We start from the raw sequence: 26,259 nt of genomic DNA, 5'->3' as shown, positions 1-26,259 counted from the left end.
GGCTTCGGCCGCGGCGACGGCAGCGGCCTCGGCCGCTGCGACGGCTGACATTCCGGTGTCTGGCCCCGTGCGGGCCAGCATCCAGAACGACAGTAGACAGGATCAGAGCAATGACCATCCACCCCCGCACCGCCGCCGACGCTTTGGAGGTCGGCATCATCCGCCAGCGCGGCTATCCGCTGACCGCTGACGATCAGGCCGATTTTGCGGCCTTTGACGACCCATGGGCTTACGCCCGCGCCGAAATGGTCCGCGCCCATCAGGCGCAACACGAGGTCCAGCAATACCACGCCGAGGCGGGACGCCAGACCCATGCCAACGACCCGACCGGGCTGGACTGGGTGCCGGGCAACGGCTGGCTGGCAAAGGCGGGCTACATCGCCGCCGGGATCACCCTTGGCCTGCTGTTTTTCCCGGCACTGACCGTCCTGTTCGCGGCGCTGGAACTGATCCGGAGTGCGCAATGACCACGGACCCGATTGCCCTGATCCTGATCAGCACCGTCGCCGCATCGCTTGTCGTGATGCTGCTGATGGTCCTGACGGACCGAGATTAACGGACCCTGCGTGGATCACCCGGCCTGTCCTGTGCCGCACTGCCCCACACAGCACCTGCCGCCCCGGCGCACCCCTCAATCAGCCGGGGCGGCCCTTTGAAACACCCATTCGCCGCACGGTGCGGCGGATCGTGGGGCGCAGCGGTCAGGTTGCAGGCTGCGTCCCGCGCGGAAATCGAGAGGATCGAAAGATGAATGATCAGACGCCAGTGCAAGAGGTCGATGCCGCAGAGGCACCGCGTCACGCGTCCATTGCCGCTGCGCTTGCGGCTGACCCGGCTTTATTCAACCGGCCTGTTGGCCGTGAAAGGAGAACCACAATGACCGACAGTTACAGCATCCCCGCCGATGAGTTGCGCCAGTTCATCGAACGATACGAACAGCTTGAGGCTGAAAAGCAGGACATTGCCGAGCATCAGAAAGAGGTCATGGCCGAGGCGAAGGCGCGCGGGTTTGATGCCAAGGTGATCCGCAAGATCATCGCCCTGCGCAAGCGCGACGGCGACGACATCGCAGAAGAAGAAGCGATTCTGGAAGTGTATAAAGCCGCCTTGGGGATGGAATGGTGACCCGCCACCCTGAACGCATATGGCTCCTGCCGGGCGCAGGCGGTGAGACGCTTTGGTGCGACAATCCGGCCCCAGGCATCGAAATGGATGAAGCTGACGCCGTCGAGTATGTGCGGGCCAATCTCCAAGCCACCCTCCGCGGATTGCAAGCCAAGAACAACCGCCTGCGCGACCTGATGCGGCAGGCTCATGCCGTGATGCGCGCAACCGGCTAGCACGAGGCCAGCCAGCACCAGACGTCAGAGGATGGCGTGATCGAGGCCGCCGCGACCGAGACCGAAACAAAGTTTGCGGCGGAATTGGATGGTAAAGATGACAAATAACCCCGAGACCAAAGCCATACAACTTGCACACGCCAATGCAAACCTGACCCTATGGTGTGTCCATGTTTTGGGCGAGGACGGCGTTTATGCAACAACCAGCTACGAAGCTGCGGTGGATCAAGCCGCAAAAGCTAATGCGATTTTGTTTAACCACATCCGCCGAAAAACGGACGTCCTGTGCTTTGCCTACGCGGCCCCATGGCCGCACAGCAAAGAAAGCCACGCGCAAGACCTTAAAAAACACCACCGCGAATGGCGCGAAGAACAGATAAAAGCGGCTACTGGTCCTTATCCCCGCTTTTGCGATCTGTGCGGCAACCCCGTCACGCCAGATAATTTAGCTGGATGGGACGATGACGGCCACCTGTATTGCACCTGCCACGGCCCCCTTATCACCCCGGAGATGGTCAATGATTGATTACTGCCGCTGCCCCTACTGCAACAAAAAGCTGCCTTTGCCCCGCATCAGCCTGTCGTGGGCGCTATACCTATGCGGGGCCGCTTGCGGGGCGCTGGCCGCATGGATTGGTTATGGGGCCACAACCGGGCTTGGCGTGGCGGCAGTAGAACTCATGGGCGCGGCTTTTTTTGCGGCGATTGAGGGGGTGTGATGACCAAAATCGACCTGACATTCGCGCCGCGCCTGATGGGCGCGACGGACGCCGCAGCATACATCGGCGTCAGCACCAGCACCTTGCGCGGCCTGCCGATCCCGCGCAAGGTCATGGGCGGGCGGCGGCTGTTTGATCGGCTGGACCTTGACGCCTACGCCGCAGCCCTGCCCTATGAGGGCGGGACCGAGGACGAGGCGGCATCATGCGACAAGGCGTTTGGGCTGTGAGGCTAAAGGGGATCAGGCGGCAAAAGCGCGGCGGGACGGTGATCCGCTATCACCGCGCGACCGGCATCCGCCTGCCGGACGGGATCCCCGAGACCCACCCCGATTTTGTCGCCGCATGGGCCAAATGCGAGGCCGGGACTTACCACCCGCCCGCCAAGCCCGGCACCGTCGCCCGCGGATCGCTGGCCGCCGCCTGCATCGCGTTCAAGGGGTCAGCCGCGATCCGGGGGCAATCACGATCCCATCGCGCCGCCCTGATCCGGCATACCGAGGCGATCATGACCGATTACGGCCACGTCTCGCTGCAAAGCATCAAGGCGCGGCACATCGCCGCCGATCTGGCAAAGCTGGCCGGGACACGCCCGCTGGCACGGCTCAACGCGTGGAAACGGATCATGCGCCATGCGGTCGCAATCGGGCTGATAAACGACGACCCGACCGCCACCGTAAAACGCCCGACCCTGCCAAAAACATCAGGATACATCGTCTGGTCAGCCGACGATCTGGCCCGATACCGCGCCCGCTGGCCGATCAGCAGCGTCCAACGCGCGGGCTTTGAATTGCTGCTCTGGACCGGGGCGCGGACGGTTGACGCGGTTAAAATTGGCCGCCAGCACATCGACCGCGACGGCATCCTGACGTTCCGCCAATCCAAGACCGGAGGTCCCGCCTACATCCCGTGGACCGCCCCCCTGCCTGCATGGGCAGAGGCATGGGCGGATGAGCGCCGCCAGATGATCGAGGCGTTGCAATGCCTGACCGGCGGACTGACATTTTTGCACACCGCCCAAAATCGCCCCCGGACCCCGCAGGGCCTATCCCGCATCATCAGCCTTGCCGCCCGCGCCGCCGGACTGACCGACCGCACCGCGCACGGCCTGCGCAAAGCCCGGCTGACGATGATCGCCGAGGCGGGCGGGTCTGCGCACGCAATCATGGCATGGGGCGGCCACGCCAGCCTGACCGAGGCCCAGCATTACACCCAAACCGCCGATGCAAAACGTCTGGTTACGGGGGCGGAACAAGAACAGAACAGTGTATCACCCGCAAGTCATGATACAAAAACGGCGAAAAACTAAATAAAATCAATTGCGAAAATAGCGGGCGCAAGTTTGCGCTGAACTTCTGCCGGGGCAGCATTATCGGCATTTGGGATGCCGAGGACCGGCCCGAGCCGGACCAGCTTCACAAGGTCGCCCACCGCTTTGCCGAAGCCCCCGCAGATGTCGCCTGCCTGCAAGGTGTGCTGGACTATTACAACCCGCGCACCAACTGGCTGGCGCGCTGTTTTACCGTCGAATATGCATCATGGTTCCGCGCCTGGCTGCCCGGCGTGGCGCAATTGGGGCTGGTGGTTCCGCTTGGTGGCACGACGTTGTTTTTCCGCCGCCCGATGATCGAGGCGGCAGGCGGCTGGGATGCGTGGAACGTGACCGAGGACGCCGATCTTGGCGTGCGTCTGGCCCGTATGGGCTGGCGAACCGAGATCCTCGACACCACGACCCACGAAGAAGCCAACTGCCGCACCCTGCCATGGATCAAACAGCGGTCGCGCTGGATCAAGGGTTATGCAATGACATGGGGGGTCCATATGCGCGACCCCGTGCGACTGTGGCGCGAGATCGGGACCAAGCGTTTCATCGGCTTTCAGCTTCAGTTTCTTGGTGCGCTCAGCCAGTCCCTGCTGGCCCCGACCATGTGGAGCTTCTGGCTGATCGCCTTTGGTCTGCCGCATCCGTTGTCCCCTGCCGGCGACTGGGGGCAAGTGGCGCTGCTTGGCCGGGTGGGTTAACAGGCTGCGCCGGTGGTTAGCCGCCCTCACCCGGCGCATCATCGCCCGGCGCGGCCTCGGGCAGCAGCGCCGCAATCAGATCTGCGGCCTCAGTGATGCGCTGGTGCAGCGTGGCGGCCAGCATCTCGATACTGTCCGCGCCGGTCTGGCGCAGCAAAAAGTCGCAACCACCCCGGCCCAGCGTTTCAGGTGTCAGGGCGCGGTCGCTCAGCAGACGTGCTGCAGCCTGAACCTCCCACAACTGGCGGCGGGTAGCGGCAAGCTGATCCGCTGTCGCCGCTTCCATCAGGCCGTGGCGCTTGCCTGCACGAAGCTGCGCATTGGCGGCGCGGGCAGGCTCGCCCCCGATCAGGGCGCAAGCCTGTGCCAACAAGTCAATGTCTTGCAACCGGCCCGGCCCGATCTTGACCTCGAACGGGCCTTCCGGCGATTTCGCCGCAAAAATCCGTGCCCGCATCTCGGCCAGATCAGGCAGCACCCGCTTATCCCCCCCGCGTGTGCGCAGAACCTCGACCCGCAACGCTTCCAGATCATCGGCCAGCGTGTCGCCATCAGGGCCGCAAACCGCCACCACACGGGCGCGGGTCAGGGCCAGATGTTCCCATGTCCAGGCCTCATCCATCTGATAGGCGCGGAAAGATTGCAGCGAGGTCGCCACCGGCCCCTGCCGCCCCGAAGGGCGCAGGCGCATATCCACCTCGAACAGGCGGCCTTCGGCGGTCGGTGCCGACAGGGCCGTAATGATCGCCTGCGTCAACCGGGCATAGTAAACCCGCACCGACAAAGGCTTTTTCCCATCCGATTCGGCGCTGGCATCGGCATCGTAAATCACGATCAGATCAAGGTCCGAGGCCGCATTCAACTGCCGCGCACCCAGCGAGCCCATCCCCACGACCACCGCCCCACGACCTGGCGGGGTGCCGTGGCGTTCCGCAAAATGATCGCTGACCAGCGGCAGCAGCGCCCTTATCGCGGCATCGGCAATATCGGCATATTGCCCACCCGCCTCCTCGGCCCCGATAAGCCCGCGAAGGTGGTGAACCCCGGTGCGAAACTGCCATTCATGCGCCCAGCGCCGGGCCGCATCCAACGCCTGTTCATAACCGCCGCCCGCACTGTTCAGCGTGGTTTGCAAAACCTGCGCCAGAGCTTCGGTCAACGCCGCGACACCGGGCCATGCGTCAAAGAAACTGCCGCCCAGGACGGCATCCAGAACCCCCGGATGGCGCGACAGATAGCCCGCCAGCCCCGGCGCAGTTCCGCATATATCAACAAGCAATTCAACCAGTTGCGGGTTCGCTTCGAACAGCGAGAAAAGCTGCACCCCGGCAGGCAGACCAGCCAGAAAGGCATCAAACCGCGCCAGCGTCTCATCCGGGTTGGCGCTGGCGGCAATCCGCCCCAGCAGGCTGCCCTCGATCCGGCGGAAAATCTGCTGCGCCCGCGCCGAGCGCAGCGCCGGATAGCGCAGCCAGCCGGTGATGATTTCCTCGCCATGCGCATCAAATTGCGGCCGTTCCGCCACGCTGTCTTCGGGGGTGAAAAAGTCGCTGGTCAGCGCCTCGACCTCGGCCAGCCTCTCACGCAGGCGGGTGGCCCAAGCGGCCGTATCGGCCTGCCCCATCATCCGGGCAATGCGGTCCAGCCCCTCGGACGAAGTCGGCAGCAGATGGGTTTGCGCATCATTTACCATTTGCACGCGATGCTCGATCTCGCGGTGTTCGACATAATGATCGGTCAGCCGGTCCGCGACCTCTTGTGGAACCCAACCCTTGCGGGCCAGCACCGCCAGCCCCTCGACCGTGCCGCGCAGGCGCAATTCCGGGTCGCGCCCGCCCGCGATAAGCTGGCGGGTTTGGGTGAAAAACTCGATCTCACGAATACCACCCTGCCCCAGTTTCATATTATGTCCGGGGATATCCAGCCGCCCATGCAGGCCCTTATGGTCACGGATGCGCAGCCGCATGTCATGGGCGTCCTGAATCGCCGCGAAATCCAGATGACGGCGCCAGACAAAGGGGCGCAGCTCGTCCAGAAACCGCTGCCCGGCCTCAATATCCCCGGCGCAGGGGCGGGCCTTGATATAGGCGGCACGTTCCCAGGTGCGGCCCTCGGCTTCATAATAGGCCAGCGCGGCGCTGGCCGAAATACAGACCGGCGTCACCGACGCATCCGGGCGCAGCCGCAGATCGGTGCGGAACACATAGCCATCTGCCGTAATATCCGACAACGTTGCCGCCATTTTGCGGGTGGCACGGATCAGCGCGGCGCGGGCTTCCATCCGGTCGGCTGCGTCATAGGCCGCATCGTCAAACAGCACGATCAGGTCAATGTCGCTGCTGTAATTCAGCTCATAGGCACCCATTTTGCCCATCGCCAGCGCAAAAATCCCGCCAGCATCGGCATCACTGGCGGGCAGCTTGCCGCGCCGCGTTTCGGCGGCGACATGCAGGCGCAGCGCCAGATCGGTGGCCTGCTCCCCCAGCAAGGTCAGCGCAGTCGTGACCTGATCCAGCGACCAGACGCCGCCAAGATCAGCCAGCCCGGCAAACAGCGCGACCCGCCGCTTTGCCTGCCGCAACAAGCGGCCAAGCGCATCCGCATCTTCTGCATCGCTGGCCGCAGCAAGGCTTTGCGCCACCAGCCGCCGGGCTGCGGCCGGCCCGATCAGCGCCGGATCGGCCAGAGCGTCGCGCAGCCAGTCGGCCTCCCGCTCGGCCAGACCCGACAGATAGGGGCTGCACCCACCCATGCCCTGAACCAGACCACGCAAGCTCGGGTCAAGGTCGGCAAACAGCGCAGCCAGATGCTGACCGCGTTCGGTATCATAGGGAATCGGCTGGCGGGTGATCTGATCGGCAAAGCTCATGGTAATAGGGTTAACGCAGCCATTTGCGCCGTCAATGGCGTAAAATACTGTTTCAACAGGCGCTAACAATGCTTGGCGCAGGTAAAATCGGCTGTTACCTTTTGAACAAACAGTCCAGCCAACCGAAAGTCAGCGATGCTTCACCCTACCGCCGCAATGCGCTGGAAAAAAGGTTAACGGATGCGCCACAGCCTGCCTCATGCGCCGCAATTCTATGTCACCGCGCCGCAGCCCTGCCCCTATCTGCACGGCCGGGCCGAGCGCAAACTGTTCGCGGCCCTTCAGGGCGAAGGCGCGGCGGCGCTGAACAATGCGCTGTCACGGCAAGGATTCCGGCGCTCGCAGAACGTGGTGTATCGGCCAAGCTGCGAAAGCTGCATGGCCTGCATGTCAGCCCGAATCCGGGTAGCAGATTTTCAGCCCAACCGGGGGCAGCGCCGGATCATGCAGCGCAACGCCGATCTGCACCGCCTGACCACCAGCGCCTGGGCCACCGAGGAACAATACGACCTGTTCCGCGCCTATCTGGGCCAGCGCCACGCCGATGGCGGCATGGCAGATATGGATGTGTTCGAATTTGCTTCGATGATTGAGGAAACCCCGGTGGTCACGCGGGTGGTCGAATACCGCCGCCCCGATCCGGTCCGCGACGCAGACTGCCAGCCACCCCCCGGCGGAGGCGCATTGCTGGCGGTCTGCCTGACCGATGTTCTGGATGACGGGCTGAGCCTTGTTTACAGCTTTTATGACCCCGATCAGGCCCGGCGCAGCCTTGGGACACATATCATTCTGGATCACATCCGCATGGCACAGGAAAATGGCCTGCCCTATGTCTATCTGGGCTATTGGGTGCCGGGCAGCCGCAAGATGGACTATAAGGCCCGGTTTGACGCGCTGGAAATCTATAAGGGCGGCGTCTGGCGCGACATTGGCAATCCGGCAGATCACGCGGGCGAAACGCACCCGCTGGCGGTGGACCCGATCGTTGAGCAGGTGGCCCGGATCAGCCTGCCGAAATAATTTATTGCGACATTCTGTCCGTTAGGGAAATATAATTTCAATTTTTGTGATTTTTCTTTCGGAAATTACGAAAACCCCCCGTTGACGCTGCGGCGCTGCCAGCCTAGTAAGCTGCGATGCGGCATGGTTTTTGCGCCATGCCGGGATGTCGCAACAGGTGGAGAAGTCGGATGTCCCCAGAGATGACGGGTGCAAGAATTGTGATCGAGGCGCTGCGCGATCAGGGCGTCGATACCGTATTCGGCTATCCGGGCGGGGCGGTTCTGCCGATCTACGATGAGATTTTCCAGCAGAACGACATCAAACATATTCTGGTGCGCCATGAACAAGGCGCGGTGCATATGGCCGAGGGCTACGCACGCTCGACCGGGAAACCGGGGGTGGTGCTTGTGACCTCTGGTCCCGGCGCGACCAATGCCGTGACCGGGCTGACCGATGCATTGCTGGACTCGATCCCGCTGGTGGTGCTGTCGGGGCAGGTGCCAACCTTTATGATCGGCACCGACGGCTTTCAGGAGGCCGACACCATCGGCATCACCCGCCCCTGCACCAAGCACAACTGGCTGGTGAAGGACACCGACAAACTGGCCGAGACCATTCACAAGGCATTTCACGTCGCCGTAACGGGCCGCCCCGGCCCGGTGCTGATCGACATTCCCAAGGATGTGCAATTCGCCACCGGAAAATATATCGCCCCGCGCCAGCTTGAAGCGCCGCGCTATCAGCCCGCGAAAAAGGGGGATCTGGCGGCCATTACGCAACTGGCCGAGCTGATCGAAAAGGCAGAACGCCCGATTTTCTATACCGGCGGCGGGGTGATCAACTCTGGCCCCGGTGCCAGCCAGCTTTTGCGCGAACTGGCCGATGCAACGGGTTTTCCCGTAACGTCGACCCTGATGGGGCTTGGTGCCTATCCGGCCAGCGGCAAGAACTGGCTGGGGATGCTGGGGATGCATGGGCTGTATGAAGCCAACATGGCCATGCACGGCTGTGACCTGATGATTAACGTCGGCGCACGTTTCGACGACCGGATTACCGGGCGGGTGGCGGATTTCAGCCCCGGCTCGATCAAGGCGCATATCGACATTGACCCCTCCAGCATCAACAAGGTGATCCACGTTGACCTGCCCATCGTGGGCGACGTCGGGCATGTGCTGGAGGATTTGCTGAAAGTCTGGAAGGCGCGCGGGCGCAAGACCAACAGCGCCGCGCTGGCGCAGTGGTGGGCGCGGATCGAGGAATGGCGCAAGGTGAATTGCCTTGCCTATCAGCCCTCTGGCGACACCATCAAACCGCAATATGCGCTGGAACGGCTGGAGGCGCTGACCAAGGGCCGCGACCGCTATGTGACAACCGAGGTCGGCCAGCATCAGATGTGGGCGGCCCAATTCCTGCATTTCGACGCACCGAACCGCTGGATGACCTCGGGCGGGCTTGGGACCATGGGCTATGGCCTGCCGGCCTCAATCGGGGTGCAGGTCGCCCATCCCGATGCGTTGGTGATTAACGTCGCAGGCGATGCAAGCTGGCTGATGAATATGCAGGAAATGGGGACAGCGGTTCAGTTCCGCGCCCCGGTCAAGCAATTCATCCTGAACAATGAACGGCTTGGCATGGTCCGTCAGTGGCAACAACTGCTGCATGGCGAGCGTTACAGCCAAAGCTGGTCCGAAAGCCTGCCCGATTTCGTCAAGCTGGCCGAGGCTTTCGGCTGCAAGGGCCGCGTGGTCAGCGATCCGGCGGAACTGGACGCCGCCATTCAGGAAATGCTGGATTACGACGGGCCATTCATTCTGGATGTGCTGGTGGAACGGCATGAAAATTGCTTCCCGATGATCCCCTCGGGCAAGCCGCATAATGAGATGCTGCTTGGCGATGCCTCGACCGAGGGCGCGATTGAATCGGGCGGCGCGGTGCTGGTGTAAGCGGGGGTGCGGCCCCCGCGCCTTTGGGATATGTTTGGATAAAAGATAAGGGACGATCATGGCACTGACGATTGACAAGGGCGCCTCCAGCCATTCCGCCTATGATCTGCGCGACCCCAATGCCGATGTGGCCGAGCGGCACACGCTGGCGGTTCTGGTCGATAACGAGGCCGGGGTTCTGGCCCGCGTGATCGGGTTGTTTTCGGGGCGCGGTTACAACATCGACAGCCTGACCGTGGCCGAGGTCGATTACACCGGCCACCGCTCGCGTATTACCGTGGTGACGCGCGGCACGCCCGAGGTGATCGCACAGATCAAGGCGCAGCTTGGCCGCATCGTGCCGGTGCATGAGATCCACGACCTGACCGTAGAGGGACCAAGCGTCGAGCGTGAGCTGGGGCTGTTCAAGGTTGCAGGCGCGGGCGACAAGCGGGTCGAGGCGCTGCGCATTGCCGAGATTTTCCGCGCCAATGTCGTGGATTCAACGCTGGAAAGTTTCGTGTTCGAGATTACCGGCGCGCCTGAAAAGCTGGACGCCTTTGCTGATCTGATGCGCCCGTTGGGGCTGGTCGAGATGGCCCGCACCGGGGTCGCAGCACTGGCGCGGGGGCTGTAAGCCCCCTCCTGTGCCTGCGCCTCTCACTATGCGCTGGCAGCGACAGCCCGGCGGTGAATAGGCTCCTGCCATTCGTTATCCGCGATTTCGGTGCGGCTGCTGACCACACGCAGGTGGCCACCGCCTTCTTGCGGAGCATGACGGCGCAGGAATTGCGGCAAATCCGGGCAAGAGCTTTCCCGATACATCCGCACTTGATGCGCAATGCGCAAACCATCCTGAAAATGCGTGTCCAGTTCCAGCATATCCCCCGGTTGTGGCCAGCACGCATGATCCAGCAGGCCGTCTTGCCCGCGCAGATAGGCCAGCGCCCCCTGATCTTCACACCAGATCACCGCCTTGTGCCGACGGTCACAACTCCAAACGACCACACCGATCATTCAGTCCTCTCAGTCTTTCGCCCGAACCACAGTGCGGGAATATCAATTGGCGGATTTCCGCTTAACTGACGTCAACCATAGGTGGTTAACTGCCTGTGGCAAGCACGAATTAGCAGAAAACGGAACCGTGGCGGAAAAGGCACAATTATCCATGAAAATCAAACGGTCTGGTATAAAATAAAGTAACAACGCATAGAAACCCGAGGCATACCGTTCGATAGCACATTCACAAATCTGGAATATTCAAGAGCGCCAATCCTGAGAGGGTAAAAACAGAATCCGGGCCTGTCGGACAAAGCAGCCCACCGCCGAATCTTGGCAGGCGGATTTGCGCCACAACCCTTAGCTGATCCGACCGCTGCGGTAGTCCTCGACCGCACGGCGGATTTGCATTTGCCGCTGCGCCCGCGACGGGTGGGTGCCAAGCATATGTTCGCCCGGATCGGGGATGCGATCAAAGAAGCGTGACCCGTTCACCGGATCAAAGCCCGAGTTCAGCACCAGAATCGCACCCAGATAGTCGGCCTGAAGCTCCCAGTCCTTGCTGTAATAGCGGGTTGCGAACTCGGCTCCCATGTTCTGCACACCCCGCACGGTGCGCTCATCCGCCCCGCCAGCCGTCGCCAGACCGCCCAGGATAATCGCGCCCATGCTGGCGGCACTGGATTTCTGGTCAAGGTGATTCAGGATGTGATGCGCAGCCTCATGCCCGACGACCAGCGCCATTTCATCGGCATTGCGGGCCTCGGCAATCAGGGCCAGCGTAAAACCAATCACCGGACGACCGCTGGAATCGAGTGACTGGAAGGCGTTGACGCCCTGCCCCGGACGGTCATCAACGACGAACTGATAATCGCAGTTGATCGCCTGCGTGCGGCGCTGAAGGCATTGGCGTTCAATGATCGGTTCCATATGCCGGACCAACTGCGCAAAGGACTGCGCCTGTGCGCGCGGCGTCGCCTGAACATTCGGCGAAGGCTGCGGCATCGGCACCGTGGCTGGCGTTGGCGCGGGGGTCGTTGCAATCGGACGCCCGGCTTCATCCACCGGCACGATCACGCAGCCCGACAGGGCAAATGCCATCACAACCGCTGCAAGACGTGCTTTCATAGCCAGAACCTTTCCTGTAACCGCGCCAATTTAACGGCAGCGGCGTGCAGATGCTACCGCCAGCCGCGCCGGTCACGCAAAGTTTGTCACAAGATGGTAAATACCTTGTCCCGCCCGGTCTCGCCCCGGATCAGGCGCAGCCGCGATTTGGCGATACCCAGCGATTTCGCCAGCAGCTTTTGCACCGCCGCATTGGCTTTGCCACCTTCAGGAACCGTTGTGACATAGACGCGCAGCCCGTCCTCGCCTGCCTCGACAGCATTGCGTGAGGCTTTCGGCGTCACCCGCACCCGGATTTCTGCGCCGGACGTGGCCATATGTGACAGATCAACCATACCCTTCTGTCGACGAAAGGGGCCGGGTGGTCAAGCGGGGGTGCAATCGGCGCCTGTCGCGCTTATCTGGTAGGCGTATAACCGTTACGAGGCCGCCATGACCCAATCCGCGTTCGATTTTCTTGCCAGCCGCCGCTCGGTTCCGCCCAAGATGCTGGCCGCGCCCGGCCCCGAAGGCCCCGCCTTGCGCGATTTGTTACGCCGGGCCGTGCGCGTTCCCGATCACGGCAAGATGGAGCCATGGCGGCTGATCGTGCTTGGGCCACAGACCCGCGCCGCACTGCAAGCACCGCTGCGCGAACATGCGCTGGCCCTTGGCGCCGACGCAGCCAAGGCGGATAAGGCGGCCGATGCGCTGAACTCTCCGACCATCGTGGCGGTGGTCTCGGCCCCGCGCCCCGATACCAAAGTGCCGGAATGGGAACAGGTGCTGTCGGCCGGGGCGGTCTGCCTGTCGCTGGTCAATGCCGCGCTGGCCGATGGCTGGGGCGCCTGCTGGCTGAGCGGCCCTGCAACCGCTGGCGATTTCGCGCAGGTCCACCTTGGGCTGAGCGCCGGGGAAAAGCTGGTCGGGCTGGTCCATATCGGCACCCGGACTGGCGATGTGCCAGACCGCCCGCGCCCGGATGTCGGGGCAATCACCACGGCTCTGCCTTGATCCTGCGGGCGATTTCCCGCGCCCTTGCCGATATGCTGCGGCCCCGGCTCAGCGGCACGGTTGCGCTGGCCGCCGGGCTGACCTTTTTGCTGTTTGCTGCATTCATGCAGGGTTTCTTCTTTTTGTTCGGGGAAATCATCCCGAACACGATCAACCTGCCGTTCCTTGGCGAAACCTCGCTGGCAGGTGGCCGGGTGCTGATCTGGCTGGCCGGGTTGCTGACATTGCTGCTGTTCCTGTGGGCACCCGTTGCCGCCGCCATCTGCGGGCTGTTCAGCGACCGCATCGCGCGTGAGATCGAGGCCGTTCATTACCCCTCCCGCCCCGGCAGGGATCTGCCGCTGGCCGCCAGCCTGCGCGAGACGCTGCAACTGGTGGCAATGCTGCTGGCGGTGTCGGTCTTTATGCTGGTGGCAACACCCGCACTTGGGCTGCTGGCACCGCTGATCGGCATGGCGCTGAACGGCTGGCTGCTAGGGCGAGAGTTCTTTCAGATGATCGCCCTGCGCTATCTGCCCCGCACACAGGCCATCGCGCTGCGCAAATCGCACAGCGTTACCCTGACCCTGACGGGCATCGCGGTGACGGCTATGCTGTTCGTGCCGTTAATGAATATCGCCATGCCCGTCTTCGCGACGGCGGTGTTCACCCATCTTGTGCAGATGGCGCTGATGCAGGACGGCCAAAGTTCAGAATATCGTCGCGCGTAATGATCCCGCTTTGCAGGAACCAGGCCGCGCCCAGCCAGATCAGCGCCGAAATCACCGTGGCCCAAAGCGCCTGTTTGCGCAGCCAGGTCCGCGCCGGGGCGCCCGCAGGGGTGCCCGGTGTGACCTCGCCCATGTCCGCCTGACTCTGGCGGCCAAAGGGAATCAGCAGGAACATCACCAGAAACCAGACGGTCGCGTAAAGGACGATGGCCCCGGTTATCGTCATCAGGCTTGCTCCAGCTCGATCAGGCAGCCATTGAAATCCTTGGGATGCAAGAACAGCACCGGCTTGCCATGCGCACCGATTTTCGGTTCGTCATCGCCAAGGATACGCGCACCTTCGGCCTTCAGCTTGTCTCGGGCAGCCAGAATATCATCAACCTCATAGCAGATATGATGAATCCCGCCCGAGGGGTTCTTGTCCAGAAACGCCCGAATCGGGCTGTTTTCCCCCAGCGGATACAGCAACTCGATCTTGGTATTGGGCAGTTCGATGAACACCACCGTCACGCCATGATCCGGCTCGTCCTGCGGGTCGCGGACGGTTGCGCCCAAGGTGTTGCGATATTGCGCGGCGGCTGCCTCAAGGTCCGGCACGGCAATGGCAACGTGATTCAAACGACCAATCATCAGATTTCCCCTCTCCTGTTAACCGCTTCTTAGGACATCTGCGCTTAGGTGGAAAGCGAGGTGATTCCTTTTGGATGGGACGGAAACATGAACGGCACTGAAGAATTCGCGCTCGATACAGCCACCCCGGTGTGGAAAGGCGCCCCTGCAACACGCCCGCTGACCGGGCTGACCGTGCTGATGGTCGAAGATTCCCGCTATGCATCCGAGGCCGTGCGCCTGCTCTGCCTGCGTTCCGGCGCACGCATCCGGCGGGCCGACAGCCTGCGCACGGCGGCACGACATTTGCAGACCTATCGCCCGGCGGTGATGATCGTCGATATGGGCCTGCCCGATGGCGACGGTGCGGAACTGATTCGACAGGTGGCGCAAGCCGCCCCGCGCGTGCCGGTGATCCTTGGCATCTCGGGCGACCCCATGCGCGAGGATGAGGCGATTGCCGCCGGGGCTGACGGCTTTCTGACCAAACCGCTGGAAAGCCTCGCGGCCTTTCAACAGGCAATCCTAGCCGCGCTGCCCGAACAGGCCCGCCAGCTTGGCCTGCGCGCCCTGCCCGACGACCTGATCGCGCCGGACACCACGGCCCTGCGCGACGATCTGACCCATGTGGCGCAAGTTCTGGACGCGATGGAGGATACTTCTGCCGTCGATTACATCGCCCGGTTTCTGGCCGGGGTGGCACGGTCCAGCCATGATCACGGGCTGGCCGATGCGGCGGAAACGCTGGCCCGCGATCATGCCGAGGGTCGGGCGCTGGCAGCCGATCTGGCCCGGATCAGCGGACTGGTTCAGGATCGGCTGATGGCCGCTGGCGGCAGCGCCTGACCCCACGCCCCGGCAGGGCAGCATCCGTCAGCGCCGACAGGCTGCGGCGCTGCTGACCGCTGGCGTCGAAATTATCCGGCGCCAGCCATGCGTCATAGGCATCCCGCAAGGCAGGCCATTCGCTGTCCAGCATCGAGAACCAGGCCGTATCCCGGTTGCGGCCCTTATAGATCATATGCTGACGGAAAACGCCTTCGAACGTGAACCCCAACCGCTGCGCCGCCCGACGCGACGGCCCATTGAGCGCATCACATTTCCATTCCAGCCGCCGATAGCCGGCCTCCATGGCCCAACGCACCATAAGAATCAACGCCTCGGAAGCCTCAGGCGTCCGCTGCAAGGGCGGGGTCATCAGCACGTGGCCGATCTCGGTGCTGCCATTGGCGGTATCCGTGCGCAAAAGCGACACGACTCCAAGCGCCGCCCCGGCTTGCGGGCGGATCGCATAGAAACAGGGATCAGCACCGGCCTGCATCCGCGCAACCCATTCCGCATAAGCCGCAGCTTCAGGAAACGGGCCATAGCCCAGATAATCCCAAATCCAATCCGCCCCCTGCGCCGCCTGCCAGATGGTTTCGCCATGACGCGCCGCATCCAGCCGCTCCAGCACGACAAACTGTCCCGCAATCCGATCGGGGCCGGGCGCCGACGGCGCGACATACCCGACGGCCTCACCAACAGGCCGCAAATCATTCTGGTTCATCCATCCCACTCCACGCAAACCGCCGTTACACACGCATCAGAGCAAACCGCCAGCCCCTTACCTATAGGGCGCTCTGCCCCCGTGCCATTACCGACCGAATATCGCACCGCAGGACGGCGCGCACCAATCCCCCGGTCACAACACCATCCCCCGCATCACCACCTTCACCGGGACGTCATGCAGCGCCTCAAAATGCAACGCTGCAAGACTCCAAACACCAGCCCCAACGCCCTAAACCCGCGCGACGCCCCCACCGGCGGCCCGAGGCTGCATATCCCGCATCTTTTGTCCATAAATATCCCGGGGGAATTGTCCGGCACGGACAATGGGGGCAGCGCCCCCAAACAACGCCCCCCCAAAAGCAACGGGCGGCCCATCGGACCGCCCGCAACCATTATTCCTTGGGCATCGCCCGCAGCCGCAACTCCCGCAACTGCTCATTCGTGGGTTCGGACGGCGCGCCCATCATCAGATCCTCGGCCCGCTGGTTCATCGGGAACATGATAACCTGCCGGATATTCGCCTCATCGGCCAGCAGCATCACGATCCGGTCGATCCCTGCCGCGCAACCACCGTGGGGCGGCGCACCATAGCGGAACGCCTTGACCATGCCACCGAACCGCTTTTCGACCTCATCCGCGCCATAACCGGCCAGCTCGAACGCCTTGAACATGATGTCGGGCTGGTGGTTGCGGATCGCGCCCGAAACCAGCTCATAACCATTGCAGGCAAGGTCATACTGATAGCCTTTGACCGCAAGCGGATCGCCGTTCAGCGCCTCCAGCCCGCCTTGCGGCATCGAGAACGGGTTGTGGCTAAAGTCAATTTTGCCCTCGTCGGTCTTCTCATACATCGGGAAATCGACGATCCAGGCGAACTTGAACTGGTCCTCATCGGTCAGCCCAAGCTCGCGCCCGATCTCATTGCGGGCGCGACCGGCGACAGCCTCGAACGCCTCGGGCTTGCCGCCGAGGAAGAACACGGCATCGCCTTCGCCAAGGCCGAGTTGTACACGGATGGCCTCGGTCTTTTCTTCGCCCAAAGCCTTGGCGATGGGGCCGGCGGCTTCCATCCCCGCGTCAGCCTTGCGCCAGAAAATATACCCCATCCCCGGCAGGCCCTCACGCTGGGCAAAGGCGTTCATGCGGTCAGCAAACTTACGCGAACCACCCGTCGGCGCGGGGATGGCGCGGATTTCGGTTCCTTCCTGCTCCAGCAGTTTCGCGAAAATCCCAAAGCCCGAGCCGCGGAAATGGTCGCTGACCACCTGCATCTCGATCGGGTTGCGCAGGTCGGGCTTGTCGCTGCCGTATTTCAGCATCGCCTCGGCATAGGGGATGCGCGGCCAGTCGGCATCAACGCGGCGGCCACCGCCGAACTCCTCGAACAAGCCCTGAATGACCGGCTGAATGGTGCGGAAAATGTCCTCTTGCTCGACAAAGGACATTTCGATGTCGAGCTGGTAAAAGTCGGTTGGCGAGCGATCAGCGCGCGGGTCTTCGTCGCGGAAGCAGGGCGCAATCTGGAAATACTTATCGAAACCCGCAACCATGATAAGCTGCTTGAACTGCTGCGGGGCCTGCGGCAACGCATAGAACTTGCCCGGATGCAGGCGGCTTGGCACCAGAAAGTCGCGCGCCCCTTCGGGGCTGGACGCGGTGATGATCGGGGTCTGGAACTCGGTAAAGCCGCTGTCCCACATCCGGTTGCGCAAGGACCGCACCACCTGCGACCGCAGCATGATATTATTGTGCAGGCTTTCCCGGCGCAGGTCGAGGAAGCGATAGGTCAGGCGGGTTTCCTCGGGGTATTCCTGATCGCCAAACACCGGCAAAGGCAGCTCATCCGCAGGGCCAAGAACCTCGAGATCGGTGGCGTAAACCTCGATTTCGCCGGTCGGCAGCTTGGGATTCACCAGCGCCGCGTCGCGCAGCTTCACCCGCCCGTCAATGCGGATCACGGTTTCCGCCCGCAGCTTTTCCATCGCCGCAAAAGCCGGGCTGTCGCTGTCAGCCAAGACCTGCGTCATGCCGTAATGGTCGCGCAGATCGACGAACAGCACACCGCCGTGATCGCGGACACGGTGAACCCAGCCGGCAAGACGGACGGTTTCCCCGGCATGGCCGGCGTTCAGATCGGCGCAGGTATGGCTGCGATAGGCGTGCATGGTCAGATCCCCTTGGTTCAGGCCCTGCATCAACCGCGCGGGCCGCGCAAAGTCAAGCGATCAGAACGGCCGCACGACATTGCCGGAATAGAAATAAATCCCCATACCGACCAGAAACAACATGTTCCCGGCCAGCGCATGAGCCAGAAAGGCCGATGGAAAACCACGCATCAGATAGGCCCGCGCAAAGATCAGCCCGCCCGCAAAGGTCAAGACTGCGACGATCAGGTTCCAATACATCAGATGCGCCAGCGAAAACATCGCCGCATTGGTCACGACCGCCGCGCGGCGGCTGTTGAACAGAATCCCATAGCGGTAAAAGAACAGCGCCCGGAAGATCAGCTCTTGCGGCAGCGCCGACAGGATCGGGTAAAGCAGCCAGACCATCAGCATCATGCCGGGATTGCTGCGGGCGAATTGGAAAATCTGATCCGGGGCGGTGAACCACAGGATCACCAGACTGACCGCACCAACCGACAGCGCAAAGGCAATCTGTTCAGGCCAGCGCACCAACTGCCGCCCGCGCCACAGCCGCCGCCAGTCGAACCCGCCGGTGCGGAACAGCAGGATGATGCCAACCACGGTAAACCCGGCCAGCGCCCGGAACATGGCGCTGGACGGCAGACAAAGTGCCACAAACAGCGGCGCACCGATGAACAGCACCGTGAACTCGGCCCACAGCAGCGGGCGGTTTATTGCAACCGTCGGTTCAGCCACTGGCGCCATTGCAACTGGTTCCCCGCAAATGCGTTCAGATCAACGTCACCCTTGATGCCCGGCACGATGCCGGTGCCGCTGTATTGCCAGAAGGTCCAGCGTTGGCCCGGATAGACCTCACGCGGGTGGCCCGCCACGCTGCGCAGCCAGAACTCCTCGGGCCAGGACCCCAGGTTGTTGTCACGGTAGAAGTCAACCGTCGTGTAGATGATCGGGCGCTGGCCATAATGCTGGTGCAGCATATCCTTGAAAATCTTGGCTTCGCGCAGGACTTCATGGCTGGGCGGGCGGCGCGGGCAGGTTTTGGACGCCGTCCATTCCAGATCCAGCACCGGCGGCAGGGCGCCACGTTCGCGCGGCACATTGGCGATAAACCAGCGCGCCTGCTGCGCCCCCGAGCGGCAGAAGTAGAAATAATGATAGGCCCCGCGCGGGATACGGGCCTGCGCGGATTCGGCCCAATAGCGGCGGAAGCTGGGGTCGGAATGGTCCGCGCCCTCGGTCGCCTTGATGAACACAAAGCTGACGCCCGAGCCGCGCACCTGCGCCCAGTTGATGTCCCCTTGCCAGCGCGAGATGTCGATGCCGTGGACCTGATGACCATAGGGATGCCCGCCAGTCCATGTATGGGGCGCACGATCCCCGAAGCGGGTCGGGCCGCCGCCGAAATCGGCCGAGGTCACACCGCCGCCACCCCGGTATCCACCACCACAAGCCGCCAGAGCCGCCACCGCCAGCACGGAAAGAAGTTTCGTCAGCCGTTTCATCCTGCCCTCGCAAGCCCGTTTTGTGCGCCTTATGCCAGCATCTTGCGGCAAAGTCACGAAACCGCGACGGGTTCAGACGCGGGCAGCGGTCACGAATCTGTCAGCCGGGGACAATCGGCGGCAGGTCGCACGGGTTGACCGGCAATTGGTCCAGAACCTGCGCGGCAGCCGGATCAAGGATACAGTATGACGGCTGGCCCGCATCCTCATGCGCGTTCCGATAGCGGATGGCCGTCAGCCCAAGGTGCGAGATTGCAGCCAGAACCATGCCCCGCGCCTCTGCCTCATTTTGCCGGGCCGCGTCATTGATACGACGCATCAGCAGATAGTATTCGTCATCCTCCAAAGACAGCCGCCCGTGCTTACGCAACGCCAGCACACCCCCGACGCGGATGCTGCGTGCCAGTCGGGCAGGTCGATCACATGCACCCCACAATCGACCCGGCAGCGATACAGCATCCAATCCTGCTGTTCCCACGGCAGGCTGTCCTCATACATCTGCCGGATGCGGTGCAGGGCCGCCCGACGCGAGCCGAAATGCGTCAGGGGCCAGAACTGCGTCTGGCCCCGCAGATTGCCGCCGTGGAACAGGATCAATTCCGGTCCGGCACCAGCTTGCCGGGGTTCAGGATGTTGTTGGGGTCCAGCGTCGCCTTGATCGCGCCCATCAGCGCCCAAGCCTCGCCATGCTGCTGCTCCATCAGGTCGCGCTTGCCGATGCCGATGCCATGTTCGCCGCTGATGGTGCCGCCAACGGCCAGCGCACGTTCAGCCATGCGGCGGGCAACCGCCTTGGCCTGCGCCAATTCCTGCGGGCTGTCGGGGTCGATCAGCAGCAGCGTGTGGAAATTGCCGTCGCCCACATGGCCAACGATGTCACCAATAATCCCGGCCTCGGCCATATCCTTGGCGGCGGCGCTGACGGCGGCGGGCAGTTCGGACATCGGCACGCAAATATCGGTGACAACGCCGGTCGCGCCGGGGCGCAGGCGCAGCGTGGCCCAATAGGAATTGTGCCGTGCCTCCCACAATTTCTTGCGCTCGGCCTCGGATGTGGCCCAGGCGAAGCCTTTGCCACCACATTCCGCCGCCAGTTCGCCAAAGGCTTCGGCATCCGCCTTGACCGAAGCAGGTGCGCCGGTGAACTCGACCATCAGATGCGGTTCTTCGGGATAATCGGTGCCTGCGAACTGGTTCACGGCACGCATCGCCATCGGGTCCATGAACTCGATCCGGGCCATGGGGATGCCAGTCTGCATGGTCATGGCGACACATTCCACCGCCGATTCCAGCGTGGGAAAGGCACAGACGGCGGCGGCGACCTCCTCGGGCTGACCATGCAGGCGCAGGGTCAGCTCGGTGATGATGCCCAGTGTCCCCTCGGACCCGACCATCAGCCCGGTCAGGTCATAACCGGCGCTGGATTTCGCGGCACGGGTGCCGGTGCGGATGATGCGGCCATCGGCCAGAACCACCTCCAGCGCCAGAACATTGTCGCGCATGGTGCCATAGCGCACCGCCGTCGTGCCGCTGGCCCGCGTCGCCGCCATGCCGCCCAGCGTTGCATTCGCGCCGGGATCAATGGGGAAAAACAAGCCCGTCGCCCGCAGATCGGTGTTCAGTGCCTCTCGGGTGACGCCGGGCTGGACAATGGCCAGCATATCCTCGGGGCGGATGTCCAGCACCCGGTCCATGCGGGTCAGATCCAGCACAAGACCACCTTTGACCGCCAGCGCATGACCCTCCAGCGAGGTGCCGGCCCCCCAGCCAATCACCGGCACACCATGGCTGTTGCAGATTTTCAGGATGGCCGAGACCTCCGTCGTATTCAGCGGCCAGGCCACCGCATCGGGCGGCGGTGCGCGGTGGAAGGTCTCGGATGCCGCATGTTGGCTCAGATCACCCGGCTTTTGGGAAAAACGCTCGCCCAGCAACGCGGTCAGGTCGGCAAGAGCAGTTTCGGGCAGCGGCATGGCAGGCGTCCTTTGCAATGGTTCCGGCGCAGGTTAAGCTGGCGGCGCGTCCCCTGCAACGGCAGGATGATGGCGTGGGCAGATGCCTCCGGCGGGGATATTTGGGGACAAAAGGTGCACTGGTTCGAAAGAATCGCCAACCGTCAGATTGACGCCGCCGAAGCACGGGGCGAGCTGCGCGGGCTGGCCGGAGAGGGCAAGCCGCTGGACCCCGAGCGCCTGCGCGAGACGGCGGATGATGTGCTGCATCGGCTGATGGCGGATGGCGGCTATCTGCCGCCGGAAATCGAAATCGCCAAAGAGGTCGCCGCCATGCGCGCCGCCTTTGCGCAGATCGAAGACGAGGACGAACGCCGCGCCTTGCAACGCCGCATCGCCATGGCCGAGTTGAAGCAGAACATTGCCGCCGACGCGCGGCGGCGGTTCATGCGTTAGGTCGCATCGTTCAGGTCGTCGCGCCAGCGGTTGACCAGCGGATAGCGCCGGTCCAGCCAGAACGCCTTGGTGCTGATCCGCGGCCCCGGCGCGGCCTGATAGCGTTTCCATTCGCTGATATACAGCAGGCGCTCGACCTTTTTCACCGTATCGGGATCAAAGCCCTGCGTCACCAGCTCCTTTAGCCCGAGGTCTTTTTCGACCAGCCCTTCAAGGATAGCGTCCAGCACCTCATAGGGCGGCAGGCTGTCCTGATCTTTTTGGTCGGGGCGCAGTTCGGCGCTTGGCGGCTTGTCGATGATCTGCTGCGGGATGACCGCGCCAGCAGGCCCGGCCATCCAGTTGCGATGGTTTTCGTTGCGCCAGCGGCAGGTTTCGAACACCCGCGTCTTATACAAGTCTTTCAACGGATTATAGGCCCCGGCCATATCGCCATAGATGGTGGCGTAGCCCACCGCGACCTCGGATTTATTGCCTGTCGTCAGCAGCAATTCACCAAACTTGTTGGAAATCGCCATCAGCAGCAGCCCGCGCAGGCGGGACTGGATGTTTTCCTCGGTCGTGTCGGGTGCAGTGCCGGCCATCACCCCGGCCAGCGCCGCACCAACGGCATCTTTCGGGCCGTCAATCGGGATCGTATCCATACCACAGCCCAGCAGCCGGACCAGTTCCGCCGCATCGTCCAGCGAGCCTTGCGAACTGTATTCCGAGGGCAGCCGCACACAGCGCACGTTCTGCGGCCCCAGCGCATCGGCCGCAATCACCGCCACCAGCGCCGAATCAATCCCGCCGGACAGGCCCAGCACGACCTTGGAAAAGCCCGATTTGCGGACGTAATCGCCAAGCCCCTCGCACATGGCGCGGTAGTCCTGTTCCCACACGTCAGGCTGCGCCGCGATCGTGCCGGGGGTGCAGCGCCAGCCGTCAGCAGTCCGGGTGAAATCCAGATGCACCACCGCCGGATCAAAGGGCGCAAGTTGTGCCGCCACCTGACCGTCCGGGTTCAGCACAAAGCTGGCGCCGTCATAAACCTGATCGTCCTGCCCGCCGATCATGTTCAGATACACCAGCGGCAGGCCCGTTGCCCGCACCCGATCCTGCATATGCCGCATCCGCAGCGCCAGCTTGTCGCGGTGATAGGGGCTGCCATTCGGCACCAGCAGGATCTGCGCCCCACGTCCCGCCAGCGTCTCCGCGACCCGAGGCCACCACGCATCTTCGCAGATAGGCGAGCCGATCAGCACCGGGCCAATCTGATAGGGCTGGCCGATCTCGCCCGCCGCAAACAGGCGCATTTCGTCGAACAGTTGCACATGGGGCAGTTCGTGTTTCAGCACCCGCGCCTTGATCGCGCCACCTTCCAGCACGAAATAACAGTTATACAGCTTGCCATCCTGCATCAGCGGCCCGCCGATCCCAAGCGCGGGGCCGTCAGCGGTCTGCGCCGCCAGCGCCTGAACCGCCGCCGCGCAATCAGCCTGAAAGGCGGGTTTCAGCACCAGATCCTGCGTCTGGTATCCGGTCAGGAACATTTCCGGCAGGGCCACCATCTGCGCCCCCGCCGCGCGGCCCTGCTGCCATGCCTCCAGCGCCAGTGCCGCATTGCCGGGCAGATCGCCCACGGTGGCGTTCAGTTGCGCGATGGTCAGGCGAAACGTATCGGTCATGGCGGCCTCTGCTGCGGTTTACGGCAACATTAAGCCAGCCGCCACGAAAGGAAAAGCAGCAGGCTTTGCGCAAACCGCCCGCATAGGGTAAGCAGGCAAAAAACAGGCAGGTGGCGATGATGAAACCGGCAAGCATCCTGACGGCATTGGTCCTGACAGCCTTTGCACAAGGCGCGACAGCGCAGGTTGTCACCAAGGAATATGACGATGGCGGGGTTTATGAAGGCACCTTCCGCAACGGTGTCCAGCACGGGCGCGGCACCTATCGCCTGCCGTCCGGGTTCAGCTATGAGGGCGACTGGCTGGACGGGCAGATTCAAGGCACCGGACGGGCCAGCTATCCCAACGGATCGGTCTATGAAGGCCAGTTCAAGGCGGGCAAGCCGGACGGGCGCGGCAAGATCACCTATGCCGACGGCTCGACCTATGAGGGCCAGTGGGCCGCGGGCGAGATGACCGGCGAGGGCGCGGCCACCTATGCCAATGGCAGCAGCTATACCGGCGGGTTCCAGCGGGCCTTGCATCATGGCAGGGGCGTGCTGACGCAGCCAAACGGCTATCGCTATGATGGCGACTGGGTGCAGGGCCAGAAAGAGGGTCAGGGCAAGATCACCTATCCCGATGGCTCGGTCTATGAAGGCGGGATGCTGGCCGGACAACGCGCGGGCAAGGGACGCCTGACCATGCAGGACGGGCTGGTTTATGACGGGATATGGGCATCCGGGCAGATGAATGGTGCCGGGCGGCTGGCCCAGCCCGGTGGCGACATCTACGAAGGCGGAATGCAGAACGGCCAGCGCCACGGGCAGGGCCGCGCATCCTATGCCAATGGTGACGTTTACGACGGCCAGTTCCGCGCCGACAAGCGCCACGGTCAGGGGACGTTCACCGGTGCCGATGGCTATGTCTATACCGGCGAATGGGCCGATGGCCGGATGCAGGGACAGGGCCGGATCACCTATGCCGACGGTTTGGTTTATGAAGGCCAGCTTGCCGCTGATCTGCCAGAAGGACGCGGCAAGATCACCTATCCCGACGGGGCCAGCTATGATGGCGAATGGTCAGGCGGGGTGATCTCGGGTCAGGGCCGCGCCACCTATGCCAACGGGATGGTCTATGAGGGCGGCTTTGCCAATGCCCGCAACGAGGGTCAGGGGGTTATGACCTATCCTGACGGCTACAGCTATGACGGTGCGTGGAAGGACGGTCAGCGCGAGGGCGAGGGCCGTGCCACCTATGCCGATGGCACGCTCTATGAGGGCGGCTTTGCCGGTGGGCTGCGGCAGGGTCAGGGGGTGCTGACCACGCCGGACGGGTTCCGCTATGAGGGCGGTTGGTCGGGCGGCGAGATCGACGGCGAAGGCGTGGCGACCTATGCCAATGGTGATGTTTACGAAGGGTTCTTCAAGGCAGGCAAGCGACAGGGCCAGGGCGTGATGCGCTATGCCACCGGCGAGGTGGCCAGCGGCGAATGGGACGACAACCGGCTGGCGACGGAAGCCCCGGCACCGGGCGACACGGATGCGGATGCCGCCCCCGCACCTGCGCCCGCCGAACCCGAGGCCCCGCAGGCGCAGACCCCTCCGCCCGCACAGGCCGCACCGGATGAGACGTCCGCAGCGGATGCAGAAGATGGGGCGGGCAACTGATGCGCGTGATTTTCATGGGAACGCCGGACTTCTCGGTTCCGGCGCTACGGGCGCTGGCCGCGCAGCATGAGGTGGTGGCGGTCTATTCGCAGCCACCCCGCGCCGCCGGTCGCGGCCAGCACCCCCGCCCCGGCCCGGTCCATGCCGCCGCCGAGGCTTTGGGGATCGAGGTCCGCACCCCCCTGCGCCTGCGTGATGCGGATGAACAGGCCCGCTTTGCCGATCTGCACGCCGATGTGGCGGTGGTTGCCGCCTATGGGCTGATCCTGCCGCAGCCGGTGCTGGACGCGCCACGGCTGGGGTGCCTGAACATCCATGCCTCGATCCTGCCGCGCTGGCGAGGTGCGGCCCCGATCCATCGCGCGATCATGGCAGGCGATGCGGAAACCGGCGTGGCGATCATGCAGATGGAGGCCGGGCTGGACACCGGCCCGGTGCTGGCCGAGGCCCGCACCCCCATCGGCCCGACCGACACCACCGGCGACCTGCATGATCGGCTGGCGGCAATGGGCGCTGATCTGATGCTGGATGTGCTGGACCGCCTGCCCCTGCCCGCTCTGCCGCAGACCGAAGATGGCGTGACCTATGCCGCCAAGATCGACAAGGCCGAGGCCCGCATCGACTGGACCCGTCCCGCTGTTCAGGTGGACCGCCAGATCCGGGGCCTGTCGCCCTTTCCCGGCGCGTGGTGCGAGATTGCAGGGGAACGGGTCAAGCTGATCCGCTCGCGCCTCGTGGATAGTGCGGGACAGCCGGGGCAGGTGCTTGGCGGGTTCACCGTGGCCTGCGGCGAAGGCGCAGTCGAGGTGCTGGAGGCCCAGCGCGCCGGCAAACGCGCCATGCCTGCTGATGAGGTTTTGCGCGGCCTGACCCTGCCCGATCGGCTGACATAGCAGCGGGGGCTTCACACCCCCGCACCCGCAGCTTTTTGTGGGGGTTTCACACCCCCACACCCGCAGCTTTTTGGGGGGGTTTCACACCCCCACACCCCCGTGGGATATTTAAGTGAAGAAGAAATCGCC

The 26,259-nt window shown here is 63.5% G+C and carries 29 protein-coding genes and 1 pseudogene; 16 read left to right on the top strand and 14 right to left on the bottom strand.

Annotation, left to right across the window (positions count from 1 at the left end; genetic code table 11):
* Positions 1-110: 110 nt before the first annotated feature.
* The 7 genes and pseudogenes from Q4G24_RS10195 to Q4G24_RS10165 form a co-directional block, all read left to right on the top strand.
* Positions 111-467, top strand: coding sequence for a hypothetical protein (locus Q4G24_RS10195; protein ID WP_303366420.1), 357 nt, complete (start codon positions 111-113; stop codon positions 465-467).
* A gap of 409 nt (positions 468-876) precedes the next feature.
* Complete coding sequence (locus Q4G24_RS10190) at positions 877-1,125, top strand: DUF2312 domain-containing protein (RefSeq protein ID WP_303366425.1); 249 nt, start codon at positions 877-879, stop codon at positions 1,123-1,125.
* The gene (locus Q4G24_RS10185) at positions 1,119-1,340 is read left to right on the top strand and encodes a hypothetical protein (RefSeq protein WP_303366419.1); all 222 of its coding nucleotides are present in this window, start codon (positions 1,119-1,121) and stop codon (positions 1,338-1,340) included. Before Q4G24_RS10190 ends, Q4G24_RS10185 begins: the two co-directional genes overlap by 7 nt.
* Positions 1,341-1,437: 97 nt before the next feature.
* On the top strand, positions 1,438-1,866 hold the full coding sequence (locus Q4G24_RS10180) for a hypothetical protein (RefSeq protein ID WP_303366418.1): 429 nt from the start codon (positions 1,438-1,440) through the stop codon (positions 1,864-1,866).
* 192 nt (positions 1,867-2,058) lie between these two features.
* The gene (locus Q4G24_RS10175; protein WP_303366417.1) at positions 2,059-2,289 is read left to right on the top strand and encodes an AlpA family transcriptional regulator; all 231 of its coding nucleotides are present in this window, start codon (positions 2,059-2,061) and stop codon (positions 2,287-2,289) included.
* 38 nt (positions 2,290-2,327) lie between these two features.
* Positions 2,328-3,368 carry a tyrosine-type recombinase/integrase gene (locus tag Q4G24_RS10170; protein WP_303366416.1) on the top strand — a complete coding sequence of 347 codons (1,041 nt, stop codon included), beginning with the start codon at positions 2,328-2,330 and terminating at the stop codon, positions 3,366-3,368.
* A gap of 35 nt (positions 3,369-3,403) precedes the next feature.
* Positions 3,404-4,036 (top strand): annotated as a pseudogene (locus Q4G24_RS10165) (glycosyltransferase family 2 protein); the annotation flags it as partial.
* 61 nt (positions 4,037-4,097) lie between these two features.
* Here Q4G24_RS10165 and Q4G24_RS10160 read toward each other — a convergent pair.
* Positions 4,098-6,950: a bifunctional [glutamine synthetase] adenylyltransferase/[glutamine synthetase]-adenylyl-L-tyrosine phosphorylase gene (locus Q4G24_RS10160; RefSeq protein WP_303366415.1), complete on the bottom strand. Its 2,853-nt coding sequence runs from the start codon at positions 6,948-6,950 to the stop codon at positions 4,098-4,100.
* Positions 6,951-7,130: 180 nt separating this feature from the next.
* Between Q4G24_RS10160 and Q4G24_RS10155 the strand changes: the two genes are divergently transcribed.
* The 3 genes from Q4G24_RS10155 to ilvN all read left to right on the top strand — a co-directional run bounded on the left by Q4G24_RS10155 (position 7,131) and on the right by ilvN (position 10,511).
* Entirely contained in the window at positions 7,131-7,970 is an 840-nt protein-coding gene (locus tag Q4G24_RS10155; protein ID WP_303366414.1) for an arginyltransferase, read from the top strand.
* A 170-nt stretch (positions 7,971-8,140) separates the two neighbouring features.
* Positions 8,141-9,895 (top strand): acetolactate synthase 3 large subunit, encoded by a 1,755-nt coding sequence (locus Q4G24_RS10150; protein ID WP_303366413.1) that lies wholly within the window; start codon positions 8,141-8,143, stop codon positions 9,893-9,895.
* Between the two features lie 55 nt (positions 9,896-9,950).
* The gene (gene ilvN, locus Q4G24_RS10145) at positions 9,951-10,511 is read left to right on the top strand and encodes an acetolactate synthase small subunit (protein ID WP_303366424.1); all 561 of its coding nucleotides are present in this window, start codon (positions 9,951-9,953) and stop codon (positions 10,509-10,511) included.
* A 26-nt stretch (positions 10,512-10,537) separates the two neighbouring features.
* Here ilvN and Q4G24_RS10140 read toward each other — a convergent pair whose 3' ends face one another.
* The 3 genes from Q4G24_RS10140 to Q4G24_RS10130 all read right to left on the bottom strand — a co-directional run bounded on the left by Q4G24_RS10140 (position 10,538) and on the right by Q4G24_RS10130 (position 12,336).
* Entirely contained in the window at positions 10,538-10,891 is a 354-nt protein-coding gene (locus Q4G24_RS10140) for a hypothetical protein (protein WP_303366412.1), read from the bottom strand.
* A 342-nt stretch (positions 10,892-11,233) separates the two neighbouring features.
* Positions 11,234-12,001: a M48 family metalloprotease gene (locus tag Q4G24_RS10135; RefSeq protein WP_303366411.1), complete on the bottom strand. Its 768-nt coding sequence runs from the start codon at positions 11,999-12,001 to the stop codon at positions 11,234-11,236.
* An 86-nt stretch (positions 12,002-12,087) separates the two neighbouring features.
* Positions 12,088-12,336, bottom strand: a complete 249-nt coding sequence (locus tag Q4G24_RS10130) for a DUF167 domain-containing protein (protein ID WP_303366410.1) — start codon at positions 12,334-12,336, stop codon at positions 12,088-12,090.
* Positions 12,337-12,433: 97 nt separating this feature from the next.
* Here Q4G24_RS10130 and Q4G24_RS10125 point away from each other — a divergent pair, with 97 nt between their 5' ends.
* Positions 12,434-12,994, top strand: coding sequence for a nitroreductase (locus tag Q4G24_RS10125; protein WP_303366409.1), 561 nt, complete (start codon positions 12,434-12,436; stop codon positions 12,992-12,994).
* Positions 12,991-13,704: an EI24 domain-containing protein gene (locus Q4G24_RS10120; protein ID WP_303366408.1), complete on the top strand. Its 714-nt coding sequence runs from the start codon at positions 12,991-12,993 to the stop codon at positions 13,702-13,704. The genes Q4G24_RS10125 and Q4G24_RS10120 overlap by 4 nt, the downstream gene beginning before the upstream one ends.
* On the opposite strand, the gene Q4G24_RS10115 is transcribed toward Q4G24_RS10120, so the two are convergent.
* The gene (locus Q4G24_RS10115) at positions 13,640-13,930 is read right to left on the bottom strand and encodes a DUF1467 family protein (protein ID WP_303366407.1); all 291 of its coding nucleotides are present in this window, start codon (positions 13,928-13,930) and stop codon (positions 13,640-13,642) included. The two genes, Q4G24_RS10120 and Q4G24_RS10115, sit on opposite strands and share 65 nt — an antisense overlap.
* A complete protein-coding gene (gene mce / locus Q4G24_RS10110; protein ID WP_303366406.1) occupies positions 13,930-14,334 on the bottom strand; it encodes a methylmalonyl-CoA epimerase in 405 nt (134 codons plus the stop codon). The genes Q4G24_RS10115 and mce overlap by 1 nt, the downstream gene beginning before the upstream one ends.
* Before the next feature lie 87 nt (positions 14,335-14,421).
* Between mce and Q4G24_RS10105 the strand changes: the two genes are divergently transcribed.
* A complete protein-coding gene (locus Q4G24_RS10105; protein WP_303366405.1) occupies positions 14,422-15,159 on the top strand; it encodes a response regulator in 738 nt (245 codons plus the stop codon).
* Here Q4G24_RS10105 and Q4G24_RS10100 read toward each other — a convergent pair.
* The 7 genes from Q4G24_RS10100 to Q4G24_RS10070 all read right to left on the bottom strand — a co-directional run bounded on the left by Q4G24_RS10100 (position 15,110) and on the right by Q4G24_RS10070 (position 21,486).
* Positions 15,110-15,862: a GNAT family N-acetyltransferase gene (locus tag Q4G24_RS10100; RefSeq protein ID WP_303366404.1), complete on the bottom strand. Its 753-nt coding sequence runs from the start codon at positions 15,860-15,862 to the stop codon at positions 15,110-15,112. The genes Q4G24_RS10105 and Q4G24_RS10100 overlap by 50 nt on opposite strands.
* 394 nt (positions 15,863-16,256) lie before the next feature.
* Complete coding sequence (gene aspS, locus Q4G24_RS10095) at positions 16,257-18,029, bottom strand: aspartate--tRNA ligase (RefSeq protein ID WP_303366403.1); 1,773 nt, start codon at positions 18,027-18,029, stop codon at positions 16,257-16,259.
* Positions 18,030-18,089: 60 nt separating this feature from the next.
* Positions 18,090-18,755: a CPBP family intramembrane glutamic endopeptidase gene (locus tag Q4G24_RS10090; protein WP_303366402.1), complete on the bottom strand. Its 666-nt coding sequence runs from the start codon at positions 18,753-18,755 to the stop codon at positions 18,090-18,092.
* A complete protein-coding gene (locus Q4G24_RS10085) occupies positions 18,722-19,513 on the bottom strand; it encodes a GH25 family lysozyme (protein WP_303366401.1) in 792 nt (263 codons plus the stop codon). Before Q4G24_RS10085 ends, Q4G24_RS10090 begins: the two co-directional genes overlap by 34 nt.
* 100 nt (positions 19,514-19,613) lie before the next feature.
* Positions 19,614-19,859: a hypothetical protein gene (locus Q4G24_RS10080; RefSeq protein ID WP_303366400.1), complete on the bottom strand. Its 246-nt coding sequence runs from the start codon at positions 19,857-19,859 to the stop codon at positions 19,614-19,616.
* The gene (locus Q4G24_RS10075; protein ID WP_303366399.1) at positions 19,832-20,110 is read right to left on the bottom strand and encodes a hypothetical protein; all 279 of its coding nucleotides are present in this window, start codon (positions 20,108-20,110) and stop codon (positions 19,832-19,834) included. Before Q4G24_RS10075 ends, Q4G24_RS10080 begins: the two co-directional genes overlap by 28 nt.
* On the bottom strand, positions 20,107-21,486 hold the full coding sequence (locus Q4G24_RS10070) for an FAD-binding oxidoreductase (protein WP_303366398.1): 1,380 nt from the start codon (positions 21,484-21,486) through the stop codon (positions 20,107-20,109). Before Q4G24_RS10070 ends, Q4G24_RS10075 begins: the two co-directional genes overlap by 4 nt.
* A gap of 114 nt (positions 21,487-21,600) precedes the next feature.
* Here Q4G24_RS10070 and Q4G24_RS10065 point away from each other — a divergent pair, with 114 nt between their 5' ends.
* Complete coding sequence (locus Q4G24_RS10065) at positions 21,601-21,921, top strand: DUF1992 domain-containing protein (protein WP_303366397.1); 321 nt, start codon at positions 21,601-21,603, stop codon at positions 21,919-21,921.
* Here the strand turns inward: Q4G24_RS10065 and Q4G24_RS10060 are convergent.
* A complete protein-coding gene (locus Q4G24_RS10060; protein ID WP_303366396.1) occupies positions 21,918-23,588 on the bottom strand; it encodes an NAD+ synthase in 1,671 nt (556 codons plus the stop codon). The genes Q4G24_RS10065 and Q4G24_RS10060 overlap by 4 nt on opposite strands.
* 119 nt (positions 23,589-23,707) lie before the next feature.
* Between Q4G24_RS10060 and Q4G24_RS10055 the strand changes: the two genes are divergently transcribed.
* Positions 23,708-25,237 carry an MORN repeat-containing protein gene (locus Q4G24_RS10055; RefSeq protein ID WP_303366395.1) on the top strand — a complete coding sequence of 510 codons (1,530 nt, stop codon included), beginning with the start codon at positions 23,708-23,710 and terminating at the stop codon, positions 25,235-25,237.
* Positions 25,237-26,130: a methionyl-tRNA formyltransferase gene (gene fmt / locus Q4G24_RS10050; RefSeq protein WP_303366394.1), complete on the top strand. Its 894-nt coding sequence runs from the start codon at positions 25,237-25,239 to the stop codon at positions 26,128-26,130. The genes Q4G24_RS10055 and fmt overlap by 1 nt, the downstream gene beginning before the upstream one ends.
* Positions 26,131-26,259: the final 129 nt, after the last annotated feature.

This window comes from Paracoccus sp. (in: a-proteobacteria) (assembly GCF_030538695.1).
Lineage (GTDB): Bacteria > Pseudomonadota > Alphaproteobacteria > Rhodobacterales > Rhodobacteraceae > Paracoccus.
Note: the sequence above shows the minus strand (reverse complement) of the source record. Positions and strands in the feature narration are given on the sequence as shown.

What these genes read in the sequence shown, in the direction of transcription:
- Q4G24_RS10195 (WP_303366420.1), top strand. Translation starts at nt 111, where the DNA reads ATGACCATCCACCCCCGCACCGCCGCCGACGCTTTGGAGGTCGGCATC.
- Q4G24_RS10190 (WP_303366425.1), top strand. Translation starts at nt 877, where the DNA reads ATGACCGACAGTTACAGCATCCCCGCCGATGAGTTGCGCCAGTTCATC.
- Q4G24_RS10185 (WP_303366419.1), top strand. Translation starts at nt 1,119, where the DNA reads ATGGTGACCCGCCACCCTGAACGCATATGGCTCCTGCCGGGCGCAGGC.
- Q4G24_RS10180 (WP_303366418.1), top strand. Translation starts at nt 1,438, where the DNA reads ATGACAAATAACCCCGAGACCAAAGCCATACAACTTGCACACGCCAAT.
- Q4G24_RS10175 (WP_303366417.1), top strand. Translation starts at nt 2,059, where the DNA reads ATGACCAAAATCGACCTGACATTCGCGCCGCGCCTGATGGGCGCGACG.
- Q4G24_RS10160 (WP_303366415.1), bottom strand. Translation starts at nt 6,950, where the DNA reads ATGAGCTTTGCCGATCAGATCACCCGCCAGCCGATTCCCTATGATACC.
- Q4G24_RS10155 (WP_303366414.1), top strand. Translation starts at nt 7,131, where the DNA reads ATGCGCCACAGCCTGCCTCATGCGCCGCAATTCTATGTCACCGCGCCG.
- Q4G24_RS10150 (WP_303366413.1), top strand. Translation starts at nt 8,141, where the DNA reads ATGTCCCCAGAGATGACGGGTGCAAGAATTGTGATCGAGGCGCTGCGC.
- Q4G24_RS10140 (WP_303366412.1), bottom strand. Translation starts at nt 10,891, where the DNA reads ATGATCGGTGTGGTCGTTTGGAGTTGTGACCGTCGGCACAAGGCGGTG.
- Q4G24_RS10135 (WP_303366411.1), bottom strand. Translation starts at nt 12,001, where the DNA reads ATGAAAGCACGTCTTGCAGCGGTTGTGATGGCATTTGCCCTGTCGGGC.
- Q4G24_RS10130 (WP_303366410.1), bottom strand. Translation starts at nt 12,336, where the DNA reads ATGGTTGATCTGTCACATATGGCCACGTCCGGCGCAGAAATCCGGGTG.
- Q4G24_RS10125 (WP_303366409.1), top strand. Translation starts at nt 12,434, where the DNA reads ATGACCCAATCCGCGTTCGATTTTCTTGCCAGCCGCCGCTCGGTTCCG.
- Q4G24_RS10115 (WP_303366407.1), bottom strand. Translation starts at nt 13,930, where the DNA reads ATGACGATAACCGGGGCCATCGTCCTTTACGCGACCGTCTGGTTTCTG.
- mce (WP_303366406.1), bottom strand. Translation starts at nt 14,334, where the DNA reads ATGATTGGTCGTTTGAATCACGTTGCCATTGCCGTGCCGGACCTTGAG.
- Q4G24_RS10105 (WP_303366405.1), top strand. Translation starts at nt 14,422, where the DNA reads ATGAACGGCACTGAAGAATTCGCGCTCGATACAGCCACCCCGGTGTGG.
- Q4G24_RS10100 (WP_303366404.1), bottom strand. Translation starts at nt 15,862, where the DNA reads ATGAACCAGAATGATTTGCGGCCTGTTGGTGAGGCCGTCGGGTATGTC.
- aspS (WP_303366403.1), bottom strand. Translation starts at nt 18,029, where the DNA reads ATGCACGCCTATCGCAGCCATACCTGCGCCGATCTGAACGCCGGCCAT.
- Q4G24_RS10090 (WP_303366402.1), bottom strand. Translation starts at nt 18,755, where the DNA reads ATGGCGCCAGTGGCTGAACCGACGGTTGCAATAAACCGCCCGCTGCTG.
- Q4G24_RS10085 (WP_303366401.1), bottom strand. Translation starts at nt 19,513, where the DNA reads ATGAAACGGCTGACGAAACTTCTTTCCGTGCTGGCGGTGGCGGCTCTG.
- Q4G24_RS10070 (WP_303366398.1), bottom strand. Translation starts at nt 21,486, where the DNA reads ATGCCGCTGCCCGAAACTGCTCTTGCCGACCTGACCGCGTTGCTGGGC.
- Q4G24_RS10060 (WP_303366396.1), bottom strand. Translation starts at nt 23,588, where the DNA reads ATGACCGATACGTTTCGCCTGACCATCGCGCAACTGAACGCCACCGTG.
- Q4G24_RS10055 (WP_303366395.1), top strand. Translation starts at nt 23,708, where the DNA reads ATGAAACCGGCAAGCATCCTGACGGCATTGGTCCTGACAGCCTTTGCA.
- fmt (WP_303366394.1), top strand. Translation starts at nt 25,237, where the DNA reads ATGCGCGTGATTTTCATGGGAACGCCGGACTTCTCGGTTCCGGCGCTA.